Origin of the sequence: Moorena bouillonii PNG, assembly GCF_001942495.1 — a bacterium.
Lineage (GTDB): Bacteria > Cyanobacteriota > Cyanobacteriia > Cyanobacteriales > Coleofasciculaceae > Moorena > Moorena bouillonii.
Window position 1 is genome coordinate 919,792 of the sequence record NZ_MKZS01000001.1, and the last position, 12,765, is coordinate 932,556.

The following is a 12,765-nucleotide window of genomic DNA, read 5'->3' on the forward strand; positions in this document are numbered from 1 at the left end:
CCCCACACCCCACACCCCACACCCCACACCTGAGGTCTTTGTTAAAAACCTACCCTTATCAGCTACTCCCTACTCCCTACTCCCTTTGCTGATGAAATCTCAGATACGTGACTTAAAACAACTTTATGAAACTGAGTACGATCAGTGGTTAACTGAAACAGTTAAGCTACTGAAAAATCGTCAATTAGAAGAATTAGATTATGACAACTTAATCGAGGAATTAGAAGCCTTGGGACGCAGCGAAAGAAATGCTGTTAAAAGTTTACTGTTGCAGATAATCATTCATCTAATGCTTTTCCAATTTTGGGAAGCAGAAAAGGGGAGAAATGCTAATCACTGGGCGGGGTAAATTATTACCTTTCGGGTTCAAGTAGAGGATAAACTTACCACTAATTTGCGAAATTCATTAGCTGATGAATTACCCAAAATCTACCAAAACGCTTTATTGATTGTCCAGAATAAAACTCAGCTTAAGTCTCTACCAGAACAATGTCCTTATTCCTTTGGGCAATTACTGGATAAGGATTGGTTTCCAAATTGATATAGCAGTTTCCAATCTTGTTCCTCAACGACGGAACTGACCAAATCCCCCAAAGTTCTACCTTTACCCGCAATCGACGCAGGGGGAGTCCGGCGCAATACTTTTGGTTCAGTATCGGAAAGAATCGTCACAATTACACGAGCTTTGGATACTTTTGGTGCATCTGTTAACCATTGAACTTGACCATTTAAGGGTAATGGCTTCATAGCTTTTAAGCATTGGTATTTCCTACTTTAAACGCTAATGTTGGATGGAAATAAAAAGCATTTCTCCATCTCCAAAATTACCATGAAAAATATTCGAGAGGAGCAATTGCAAGGATTGCCCAAACTATAGCGTTTTCTAGTCTAATGAGATACACAAGATTTTTTCTGTGTTCCCTGTTCCCTGCTCCCTGTTCCCAGATCCGCTGTTCCCTATTCCCTGCTCCCTGCTCCCTGCTCCCTATTCCCTAAAACGAAGGTACCCGATCGGGTACTGCTAACAGTCTGACTGATGAGCCACACTAGAAGTAGGGAGTATGAAGGGAGGATCGCATTTATGACATTTCAGGCAACTTTCTGGGCAGCTATTGCATCATATAGCATCAGGATTAGGAATAATGTTACGTTTTGTTGCAATTAAGGGAAAATGTCAATTGCATAATGTGTAGCTATTAAGTCGATAAATTATATAGAGGCTGTATATCCTATAGAGCCTCTAGTTGTCAGGTATGTCGATCTGGCAGATATCGCGGTGCCATCTGACAAAAGTCAATTCGTCTACCGGGGGGAATTTTAATGACAGTCAATTTCGGCAGATTTTTTCGGGTCTGTAATCCCAGTAAAACCCTAAATGTGGGGAGGGCTGAAGACCAACAATATTACATTGATTTTGCCAAGGTGCGGGGCAGCAATATTATTCGAGAACTCAGACGCACCATTACCTTCTCAGAAGACGAGCCGACCTGTCAGTTGTTTACGGGACACATGGGCTGTGGCAAGTCTACGGAGTTATCGCGATTGAAACGGGAATTAGAACAACAGGGATTTCATGTCGTTTATTTTGAGTCCTCTAATGACTTGGACCTGGCCGATGTAGAGATCAGTGATATTTTGCTGACCATTGCTCGTCAGGTGATTCAAAGTCTGGAGCAAGCTAAAATTAAACTCCAACCCACCCGCTTCCAATCCTTAGTGCAAGGGGCGGCTAAGTTGTTAAACTCCGAGGTGACCGGGTTAAAAGTCAACGTTCCTGAGTTTGGTGAGATTGGCCTCAGCTCACAAGAGGACGAGTCTTCCCTAGCCTTTGGGATTGGGGAAATTACCACCAAAGCGAAGAATTCTAAGGACATTCGCTCCCTATTGCGACAACATCTAGAGCCACGGGTCAACAATATTGTAGAAGCGATTAATACAGAACTGATTGAACCCGCTCAACAGCAGCTGCAAAAGCAGGGTAAAGCTGGACTAGTGGTGATTGTGGATAATCTTGACCGGATCCATAATAAACCTAAGTCAGGGCAACGCAATCAGCCAGAATATTTGTTTGTAGACCAGGGGGAGTATCTTAATCAACTCAAATGCCATGTGGTATACACGATTCCCCTGATTTTGGCATTTTCCAATGACCAAGAAAACCTCAGGAATCGCTTTGGTTCTGAGCACCTACTGTTACCGATGGTACAGGTACAAGAACCAGATGGTAGTCCCAGTGATGCCGGAATTGCTTTGCTGCGACAGATGATCTTAGCCAGAGCCTTCCCAGATGTGGAGCCAGAGCAACGGCTCAGTTTAATTACAAAAGTGTTTGATACCCCACAGACATTGGATCGCCTGTGTCTAGTTAGTGGGGGTCATGTCAGGAATTTGCTGGTGCTGCTCCGGAACTGCCTCAGGAAAGACGAACCGCCTTTATCTCGTAACTTGGTAGACAGTGTGATTAGTCAGCGTCGCAATGAATTGAGCAGGGCAATTACACCGGATGAGTGGGAATTGCTCAGAAATGTGGCTGAACACAAAACTGTCAGGGGTGAGGAGGAATACCAAATCCTGTTGAAGAGTTTGTTTGTGTTTGAGTATTGTAATGACCAGGGATGTTGGTATGATATCAATCCGGTGTTAGCTGATGCCAAGGAGTTGAATGGAAACTAGACTTCGCGGCAGTTGTCGGGAACAGGGAACAGGGAACAGGGAACAGTGGACAAGAATTGACGCAAACAGTATCAGGAAAATACTTTTGCAAGAGGTCTACTAAATTCAAGGTAAGCATATGCTTCCCAGCGTCGAAGCCTGTGCCACGCTACTTGAGGTGCTATCAGCCGTCAGCTATCAGCTATCAGCCATCAGCTATTAACATTAACTTGTGCCTGCAATCACTCAGTTCAATGACTCTTTGTGCGGTTCGAGGGCGTAAATGAATTCATAAAAATTTCATAATTATGAGGTACATTTTTTTTACCACTCCCTCCCTTATCAGCTCCCTAATTACTACTCCCTACTCCATACTCCCTAATTCCTAATCCCTGTTCCCTGTTCCCTGTTCCCTGTTCCCTAAAACCCAAAACTCTGTACCTCACCCAATTAAAAACCGCTATTAGAATGCTAGATACAACCGCAAATCACAACCAAGATTCCCTCAGAGAACTAATCCGACTGATTACGTTTTCTCAGGGAGAATTTTCCTTGATTTTGGCGGTTGGTAACTATGGGGTATTGAGGAGACAAATTAGTGAGCAGTTGCAGCAGCAATGTTCTATTCCGATCAGGGAGCTGGTCTTAGAGCAATCGGTTAAAACTCTCTATACCACTATTGTGGAAGAGCTAGGTCTGCAACAGCCAGAGGCGTTGATGGTATCTGGGATAGACTCAGTAAGTTGCATTGAGGAAGTGCTGACAGCAACCAACCAGATCCGGGAAGAGTTTCGGAACTTTCGGTTTCCACTGGTGTTGTGGGTGACGGATAAGTTGCTGCAAATGCTAATTCGGTCAGTGCCAGATTTCCACAGTTGGTCAAGCTGTGTTGAGTTTTTGATTAGCAGCGGTCAATTAATTCACTTTATTAAGCAAACCACTGATCAGGTGTTTGCCAAGGTGGTAGCCTCCCGTGAAACGGAGTTTTTGCACAGTAGTACTCTGAATTTAAACAAAGGCTCTGCATCCTATGTTGAATTACAGTCAGCACGACAGGAGCTGGAAAAGCGGGGAGTGGCCTTAGCCCCTGAGTTAGAAGCCAGTTTGGAATTTGTGCTGGGTCGAGTGGCTGATAATTGTCAAGAAGAGTCTCGACAGCATTATGAGCGCAGTTTAGCTCTGTGGAAACAAACCGATAACCTGGAACGCCGTGGACATGTATTATTCTGTTTAGGCTTGTGGTGGGCTGGTTATGGACTGTGGCATCAAGCTGAGAAGGAGCAAGCTTGTGAACAAGCAAAAGTTTATTTTCAGGAATCGGTTGAGGGTCTTGAGCAGGCTAACCGCCTCGACTTAGCTGCCAAATATATTAATTTTTGGGGAGATGTACTTCAGCGGCAGTCAGATTGGGAGCAGTTAAAGACAGTTGCCGAAAAAGCCTTGGCGCTCCATCAAACCTATTCTGATCCGTTCAGAATGGCACGAGCTTATGGCTTTTTGGCTGAAGTAGCCCTAGCCAAATCAGCCTTTAAAAAAGCGCAAGAGTATTCCAAACAAGCGCTTTTTCTGAGCTCAACGGCATTAGAGAAGATAGTCAATCCCTCACCGGAACAACAAACTTTCTTAGACTGGCAAAAGTCTTTTGCCCAGGGTTGGTATTTATTTTCCTTGGGGCGAGCACTGCTTGGGACTATGCGATCGCAAAATGATCTTGGTCAATTACAAGCAGCACTTGAGAACTTGGAAACCGCTAGAGCAGAAACCAAACCCCACTATGATCCAGAACTTTATATTGGTATCTTGAAGGAATTACATCAGGTCTATTGCCAACAAGGGGACTATCTCAAGGCCTTTAATATTAAACAAGTCCAACAGGGGATTGAGAGCCGGTTTGGGTTTCGGGCATTCATTGGTGCTGGTCGATTGCAGCCTAAGGAGCAGATAACTAACCCAGTTTTAGCAACGCTTGAGTGCTCAGAAAGGATAGCGCCAGAAATTGCGGCTTCTGGCAGGGAACACCATGTTAATGGCCTGATTGAGCGCATGAAACAGGAGCGCTCTAGACTAACTGTGATTCATGGACAGTCCGGGGCGGGGAAAAGCTCAATGATTGAGGCGGGATTAATACCAGCATTAGAACGGCAAACCATTAATACCCGTCGGGTATTACCGCTTTTGCAGCGAGTTTATACAAATTGGATTCATGCACTAGGCAAATCCTTAACAAACACTCTGGAGAAGAGACTAAATGTAGCCTCTGTGCCTGCTAACCTTGATTCAACCGCCCTCATTCTTGAGCAGTTGCACAAAAATAGTAAGAAAAATTTGCTTACTGTTTTAATTTTTGACCAGTTTGAAGAGTTTTTATCACTTTGCTCAGACCCCAACCAGAGGCGAGGTTTTTATGAATTTTTGCGAGACTGTCTGAATATTCCTTATGTAAAGGTAATCTTGTCTATGCGAGAGGATTATTTACATTGGCTGTTGGAATGTAATAAGTTTGGAATCGATTTAGAGGTTATTAATAACAATATTTTAGATAAGAGAATTCTGTTTCACTTGGGTAATCTTACCCCAGCAGATGCCAAATTATATCTTCAACGCTTAACGGAGCAAGCTCAGTTTCCCCTAGAGCAAGCACTGATTGATAAATTAGTGGAGGATTTAGGTAAAGAATTAGGGGAGATTCGACCAATTGAGTTGCAAGTGGTAGGGGCGCAACTGGAACGAAACCAAATTACCACCCTAGAACACTATCAACACCTAGGAGATAACCCAAAAGCTGAATTAGTCAACCAATACTTAGAAGAAGTAGTGGAAGCCTGTGGTGCTGAGAACAAACGGGTTGCTGAATTAGTGTTGTACTTGCTAACGGATGAAAACAACACCCGCCCCCTCAAAACTCGCCATGATTTGGAAAAAGAATTAAAAGCCTTGGCCGCTGATGTAGAAACAGAGCTAAAACGATTAGATTTAGTGTTGGAAATTTTTGTGAAATCCGGCTTAGTGCTGCTGTTAAGAGAATTTTATGGTAATCGCTATCAATTAGTCCATGATTATCTGGTCGATTTCATTCGACAAAGAAAAGGGGCTGACATCATAGCCGAACTTAAAGCTGACATCAGAGCAGAACTTGAAAAAGAACGAGCAGAACTTGAAAAAGAGCGAGAGGCGCGACGGCTTCAGAAGCAAGAGGCGCAACAACGGCTTCGGAAATCATTGCTGACCGGGTTAGGGGGATTTAGTGTGGTGATGACTATACTAGCAGCTATCGCCATCTGGCAGTGGCAATTGGCAAAAGTTTACCAAAGACAGGCAGAATTTAACCAAAGACAGGCGACCCTTGCTAAACTCAACGCTGACTATCAGCTCTCTCTTCTGGAAAAAAATCAACTTGATGCCCTTTTAATCAGCATCAAGGTAGGGAAACGATTAAACCATAAAATAGAAAAAGAAAAATCAAAAATTGAAAAAGAGACTTTATCTAACCTCTGGCAAGCAGTCCAATTCACCCAAGAACGCAATCGTTTAGATGGACATCAAGGTAGTGTTTTGAGTGTTAGTGTCAGTCCAGATAATCAGCTCATTGCTTCAGCTAGCTCTGATCAAACCATCAAACTGTGGAGTCGTGATGGCAAATTGCTGAATAACTTAGAAGGACATGATGATACAGTGTGGTGCGTCAGTTTCAGCCCTGATAATCAAATCATTGCCTCAGCCAGTAAAGACAAAACCGTTAAACTCTGGGGTCGGGATGGAAGGTTAATTAACACCTTAACAGGACATGGTAAGGGGGTGAAGTGGGTAAGTTTTAGCCCGGATGGTCAGACCATTGCTTCAGCCAGTGGTGATAAAACGGTCAAACTCTGGAACCGTGATGGGACTTTGCTCAAAACCTTGAGAGGACATGGAGAAGCTGTTTTGAGCGTTAGTTTTAGCAATGATGGAGAGTTAATTGCTTCAGCTAGTAAGGACAAAACAGTTAAACTCTGGAGTAGTGATGGAAGGTTAATTAAAACCTTGAGGGGGCATGACAAAGCTGTTTGGAGTGTAATTTTCAGTCCCAATAGTCAGACCATTGCTTCAGCTAGTGATGATCAGACCGTGAAACTTTGGAGCCGTGATGGAAGGTTAGAGAAAACGTTAGAAGGACATGATCATCCTATCAACAGCGTCAGCTTTAGTCCTGATGGTGAGTTGATTGCCTCAGGGAGTAGTGACGGAAAAATAAAACTCTGGACTAGTCAGGGCACACCAATTTTAACCCTTCCTGGTCATAACAATACTGTCAATCAGGTTAGTTTCACTCCTGACGGTAAGATGCTAGCCTCAGCTAGTCTTGATTTCACTGTCAAACTTTGGAGTCTTGACCAAACCTTGCCTAAGGTTTTCCAACCTACCACCTATACAGTCTATGGTTATGGTGCTAGTTTTAGCCCGGATGGTGAGATCATTGCCTCTCCTAGTCGAGATGATAACACTGTCAGACTCTGGAACCCGGAAAAACAGATTAGGGAACTCACCCTCGAGGGACATCAGGGTTTGGTGAATGGGGTTGATTTCAGCCCCGATGGTCAGTTAATTGCTACCGCCAGTGATGACAAGACGGTGAAACTCTGGAATCGCCAGGGGAAACTGCTACATACTCTAGAGGGGCATAGGGATCCAGTTTATAGCGTTAGTTTCAGTCCTGATAGTCAAATCATTGCCTCTGCGAGTGAGGATAGCACAGTGAAACTCTGGACCAGGGAAGGGAAATTGCTACGAACTTTAGCCGGACATACAGATGCCATTAATCGCGTTACTTTCAGTCCCGATGGTGAGTTAATTGCCTCTGCCAGTAATGACAAGACGGTAAAACTCTGGAAGCAGGACGGAACTCTAATGACTACCCTTCCTGGGGATAGGAAGTTGTCCTCCGTGAGTTTCAGCCCCGATGGTAAGCGGATTGTGGCGGGTGCTGCTGGTGGTTTTATGGTAATCTGGAGTCGTAAAGACATCTCCTGGCAGCAATTCGAATCTAAAAGAATATTGGAAGATACAAAAATTGTTTATGATGTTAGTTTCCACCCCCATCGAAACATTATTGCTTCTGGCAGTGCGGATGGCACAGTTAAACTCTGGGACCCCAATGGACTTTTAATCGCAACCTTAAAGCAGGGTTCTGAACCTGTGGAGTCTGTGAATTTTAGTCCAGACGGTGAAACCCTAGTCTCGATTAACGCAGCGAATCAGGTGAGTATTTGGAATTTAGATTACAGTCAATTAAACGATGTGAATTCTTTACTGAAGCGTGCTTGTGATCAGATCGGTAATTATTTGAAAAATAATCCGAACGTGAACCCAAAAGACAAAAAACTCTGTGAGGGAATTGAGGAGCAAGAGTAAATCAGCTGGAATATATAGCAGTTCTTATAGTCATGAGGTACACAATATTTTTTCCCTACTCCCTACTCCCTAAAACCCACAACTTGTGTAACTCACCCAATTAAGAACTGCTATATATAATCAATCTCTAGCTGAAGCGGACTATACCTAACTCACCATCGTGATGTATCGCGGCTTGGTGGTACAGGCTCTTCCTCTCCGGGCTCTCGAGCGCCAGCAGCGGTATCAAATATAGTGTATTTAAGGAATGAAACATCCTCCAATAGACTATTGCTAGTAGAGTCAGGTTCGGTGATTAAGTTTTGGTAACCTGTCTCCATAGCTAAAACCTGACTAGCAGTGATTGTCGATACTGCTGTCATCCCTAGTAGGGAGAGAATTTTGTAACGTTTCATAAGTGGACTCCGTGGGTTCTCTGCTAATTCCAACTCGATTCATATATACATTTATCCCAGATTGATGGCTCAGATCAGGATATTTCCTAGGTTTATGGATCAGATCAGGATATTTTGTGAGCGTAGAATATCGTAGCTTTGGCGGCTTTGACGAATCAGCAGAAGGAAAGTTCCCCATGAAGAATGAAGAATGAAGAATTAAGAATTAAGAATGAAGAATTAAGAATTAAGAATTAAGAATTTAGAAGTCTGGCTGCTGGCTGCTGGCTGCTGGCTTTTGGCTTCTGGCTTCTGGCTTCTGGCTTCTGGCTTCTGGCTTCTGGCTTCTGGCTTCTACATTCTGGCTTCTGGCTTCTGGCTTCTGGCTTCTGGCTTCTGGCTTCTACCTCCTACATTCATTCTACATTATCCATTGTTAATTATCCATTGTTAATTGTCCCTTCTTAATTCTCCATTCTACATTCTTAATTCTACATTCTCAATTCTCCCTTCTTAATTCGTAAGCATTTAGCTATCAGCTATCAGCTATCAGCTATCAGCTATCAGCTATTAGCTATCAGTTATCAGTTATCAGTTATCAGCTATCAGCTATCAGCTTTTGAAGAAAACAGCTAAGGATTAGTTTAATTTGAGGAAAGTCTTTTCAATAAAACAGGTAAGGATTAGTTTAATAGTCACGAAAGAGGTTGATTTTAAGCTGACCACTGACCGCTGACCGCTGAATGCTTACCTCAATTCTCCATTCTACATTCTTAATTCTCCCTTCTCAATTCTCCCTTCTTAATTCTCCCTTCTTAATTCTACATTCTTAATTCTCCATTCTACATTCTAAGAACGTTTGACTTTCGAGCAGAGCTGATTCAATAAGTCCTTTGGAATGGCCTCAAAATTTTCTAACAGAAAATCCATTAAGGCCAGATGATGCAAGGAATCGGACGAGGGAGTTTTATAGCGAGGACCTTGGGCCAGCCAGCTGTTGACAGCGTAACTTGAGCGGCAGCAGATGTTAGCGATGTCTTCTTGCTTAACTTGCCATTTCCAATAAAACTCCTGGGGGGTCATGGACAGTCGGCAGTTGCTGTATAGGTAGATCAAGATTTCCTCTCGCTCAGTGATGGGATTAGGATAAGCATGTTCCCGTGTGGATTGGCTCCTGGAAATTTGGGCAAGGCGGTTTAGGGCTCGCTGACAGTTAATCAGATGATTGAGATGGTCATTAGATCGTTTATCTGGCATGATGTAATTACCTCACACATAGCTTGTGACTGGGGACATAAGCCGCGCTTCTTGGTTGACGTGAAAAGCGCGGCTTTTTGTCCATAAATATTATCGAAATATCGGAGATTTTTATTATTACTAATATTTCAGAAAATGTCAATAATAAATTTTAAATTTGCAACATTATTTTACAAATTTAAGTAAATGAATAACTTGGGAGGTTATTTATAAATAATATCATTTGTTTTAGGAATTAAATTAGTACTATACTTTAGGTATTATGGAGTAGTATTCAGAGATGATAATGTGGCGACATAAGGGATATTTAAAAAGTATTTTGATGTAAATTATGCGAGTAAATGTGATAAAAGAATCAGGACTAGTAACTAGATAATTCAAGGATTTATTAATGGTGTCAAAATGATTAAACTATCTCAATAAATATGATTCAGCTTCGGCTTCATTTTATGAAACGTCAACCCATGAGGAATGGTCAGCAGAATTTCAGGCATGGGTAGACAGTCATAAGAGTCGAGATATTCCTGTGCTTAGTGATGAAGCGATGAGTAGAGAAAGTATTTATCCGGATCGGTTGTGATGGCTTACCTGTTAGATACAAACATATTGCTGAGCAGGAAAAAATTCAGCGATCGCAAAAACTAAGTAACCAGATTTTGGGCGTTGCTGATTCTGGGTATGATTCTGCCGCCCTAGTGGACCGACACATCTAAAATGGTGCAATAAGCGTAGGTTGGGTTGAAGAATGAAACCCAACACCAGTAACGCTTTGTTGGGTTTCCCTACCGCTCAACCCAACCTACATTTTTAGGTGTGCCATGCCACTAGGGCGTGTTATCAAACTCGTTGTATCCTAAAAAATAGTAACGCACCGAACCTGTAAAGACACCCAAAGCATAAGGATAGATGACTGAATTCCAGATTCGCTTAGCTCAAATTTCAGATGTAGAACCTATCTTGGCTTTCTGCCAATATACCTGGGAAAATAAAAACGATTACATGCACTTAGTATTGGAGAAACGGATTAACAATCCTGAAAATAAAGTTTTTGTAGTTACTCTTGATGATATCCCTGTGGCGATGCAGGAAATCGTTATTTTGTCAAAACAGGAAGCTTGGCTAAGTTCTTTGAGAGTAGATCGTCGCTATCGACGGCGAGGTTTATCTAAATTATTAGATGCACATACAAATATAGCAAGTCTTATACCCATGAGGTACAAATCTCTGGTTTTTAGGGAGCAGGGAGCAGGGAGCAGGGAGCAGGGAAGAATGAAGAGGGAAGAGGGAAGAGGGAAGAGGGAAGAGGGAATAGGGAAACAATAATGTGTACCTCATAGCTATGATAAACGCTATAAGTATTTATCTCAACTAAATGTTCCTATATTACGTTACTGTGTCTTGTCTGACAATGAACTAATGTTGAAAATTATCTCTCGCCGAGGAGATCAAAAAATAGATAGTTATAGTCTTTATAAAGCTGATACTATTGCTTCACCAACCAACCAATTAATTCAATTAGACCTGAAAGACTTTGATTAAATTTGGTCTTTAATGATTAGAAAAAGTTTATTATATCAAAAAACCAACATTTTACACAAAATTAATTACTACATGTCAAAGGATTAATCCTGATTTATTAAAAGAATGTCTGCTTGGGGGAAAAGTTTTCGGATTAAGAGAAAATGAAAGATTACGTGGTATAGCTATTCAAAGTTACTCGGAACTTTCAGAGGAAGAGTTTTATATTGGTTATCTTCATGGAGAGCCAGAAATCTTGACAGTGCTTCTTTGTGAATTATGTAAATTAGCCTATTCTTTAGGTAAGTCAGTGGTTAAAGGTCTTTTTCCTTTGAATGATAGTTTCGGCGATGCTCTTTCCCAAGCTGCTTTCCAAAGAATACATCAAGCAGAAATAGGGATATATCGCTCTTCTTTAAAAATTAAAAATTAAAAATTAAAAATTAAAAATTAATTCTTGATCACTGAAGAACTATAGCTTTCAAGAATATCGATACAATTTGCGATCGCACCCAAATGAGCAATTTCATAACCATGGGTATTTTGGGTAGGAAAACTCAAGCAAGCAGCACGAGCAACATGACCAAACTTCATGGCGATGGAAGCATCAGAGCCAAAACCATCAATAACCGCCAACTGAATCGGGACTTCACAACGTTCTGCCGCTTCTCCCAATTCCCGATTTAACCCTTCATCGTAGATGCCATAATTATCTTGAGAGAGCAATACTGGTGCTGGTCCATCTTCGATAGGGTACTCCCCAGACAAGGGACAAATTTCCAGAGCAATCAAAGCATCTAGAGATTTATTCTGGGTAAAATACAAAGCCCCAATTGCCCCTACTTCCTCCTTTGCTGATGCCACCAAATACGTATCAACTGCTGGAGTTTTCAACCGTTGGGCTAAAGTTAGCAAAATCGCCACCGATGCCTTATTATCCAGGGTATAGCTAGCAATATAATCCTTAAGCCGCACAGGTCTCTTACGATGTTTACCAACCACCATACGACTGCCTGGACGCACCCCAGCCTCTGCCAATTCTGTAGTACTACATTTGGTTTCAATCCAGGCATCTTCCCAACGTAGAGGAGTATCATGCTGCAACGCTTTTTGGGGAGATTCATGGGAAACATGACGTGAGCCAAAGGAAAGAATACCGCTAATGGTATAGTTATCCCCCAACAGATCCACCACACCCTCACCATAAACCCAAGGAAAAGAACCCCCCAAGCGGCGCACTTCCACCCGTCCTGCGTCACCGATCCGTTTAACAATGCCACCAATTTCATCTTTATGAGCAGTAATCGCAATGGGACTAGCACCAGCATCCTTACCAGGGATTTTAGCAATGACATTTCCCGCCCGATCCTGCCAAGTTTCCACCCCTAAAGCTTGAAACCGATGCAGTAACAATTGGTCAATTTCCCCTTCTGCACCACTAGGGGAATGGTGCATAACTAACTCTTCTATGGTTTTGAACAGTTGGTTGTAATTGTTAGTCATTGTTGGGAAAAGGGAACAGGGAGTCGGGAGTCGGGAGTCGGGAGTCGGGAGTCGGGAGTCGGGAGTCGGGAGT

8 protein-coding genes and 2 pseudogenes are annotated in these 12,765 nt (G+C 42.5%); 6 read left to right on the plus strand and 4 right to left on the minus strand.

Annotation, left to right across the window (positions count from 1 at the left end; genetic code table 11):
- The first annotated feature begins 91 nt into the window (after positions 1–91).
- A pseudogene (locus BJP37_RS03745) lies at positions 92–541 on the plus strand (DUF29 domain-containing protein).
- Here BJP37_RS03745 and BJP37_RS03750 read toward each other — a convergent pair.
- Positions 496–760, minus strand: a pseudogene (locus BJP37_RS03750) (hypothetical protein). The pseudogenes BJP37_RS03745 and BJP37_RS03750 overlap by 46 nt on opposite strands.
- 560 nt (positions 761–1,320) lie before the next feature.
- Between BJP37_RS03750 and BJP37_RS03755 the strand changes: the two are divergent.
- Together BJP37_RS03755 and BJP37_RS03760 are read left to right on the plus strand one after the other, a co-directional pair.
- The gene (locus BJP37_RS03755) at positions 1,321–2,673 is read left to right on the plus strand and encodes a P-loop NTPase fold protein (protein WP_075896581.1); all 1,353 of its coding nucleotides are present in this window, start codon (positions 1,321–1,323) and stop codon (positions 2,671–2,673) included.
- Between the two features lie 447 nt (positions 2,674–3,120).
- Complete coding sequence (locus BJP37_RS03760) at positions 3,121–8,040, plus strand: WD40 domain-containing protein (protein WP_075896583.1); 4,920 nt, start codon at positions 3,121–3,123, stop codon at positions 8,038–8,040.
- 152 nt (positions 8,041–8,192) lie between these two features.
- Here BJP37_RS03760 and BJP37_RS03765 read toward each other — a convergent pair whose 3' ends face one another.
- Positions 8,193–8,435 carry a hypothetical protein gene (locus BJP37_RS03765; RefSeq protein WP_075896585.1) on the minus strand — a complete coding sequence of 81 codons (243 nt, stop codon included), beginning with the start codon at positions 8,433–8,435 and terminating at the stop codon, positions 8,193–8,195.
- An 828-nt stretch (positions 8,436–9,263) separates the two neighbouring features.
- Positions 9,264–9,671 (minus strand): hypothetical protein, encoded by a 408-nt coding sequence (locus BJP37_RS03770; RefSeq protein WP_075896587.1) that lies wholly within the window; start codon positions 9,669–9,671, stop codon positions 9,264–9,266.
- Between the two features lie 906 nt (positions 9,672–10,577).
- Between BJP37_RS03770 and BJP37_RS03775 the strand changes: the two genes are divergently transcribed.
- From BJP37_RS03775 to BJP37_RS38380, 3 genes are all read left to right on the plus strand, one after another.
- Complete coding sequence (locus BJP37_RS03775; RefSeq protein ID WP_075896589.1) at positions 10,578–10,994, plus strand: GNAT family N-acetyltransferase; 417 nt, start codon at positions 10,578–10,580, stop codon at positions 10,992–10,994.
- Between the two features lie 75 nt (positions 10,995–11,069).
- A complete protein-coding gene (locus BJP37_RS38375) occupies positions 11,070–11,210 on the plus strand; it encodes a hypothetical protein (protein ID WP_158069395.1) in 141 nt (46 codons plus the stop codon).
- Positions 11,211–11,445: 235 nt separating this feature from the next.
- Complete coding sequence (locus BJP37_RS38380; protein WP_158069396.1) at positions 11,446–11,622, plus strand: hypothetical protein; 177 nt, start codon at positions 11,446–11,448, stop codon at positions 11,620–11,622.
- Between the two features lie 17 nt (positions 11,623–11,639).
- On the opposite strand, the gene BJP37_RS03780 is transcribed toward BJP37_RS38380, so the two are convergent.
- The gene (locus BJP37_RS03780; RefSeq protein WP_075896591.1) at positions 11,640–12,692 is read right to left on the minus strand and encodes a M42 family metallopeptidase; all 1,053 of its coding nucleotides are present in this window, start codon (positions 12,690–12,692) and stop codon (positions 11,640–11,642) included.
- Positions 12,693–12,765 lie beyond the last annotated feature (73 nt).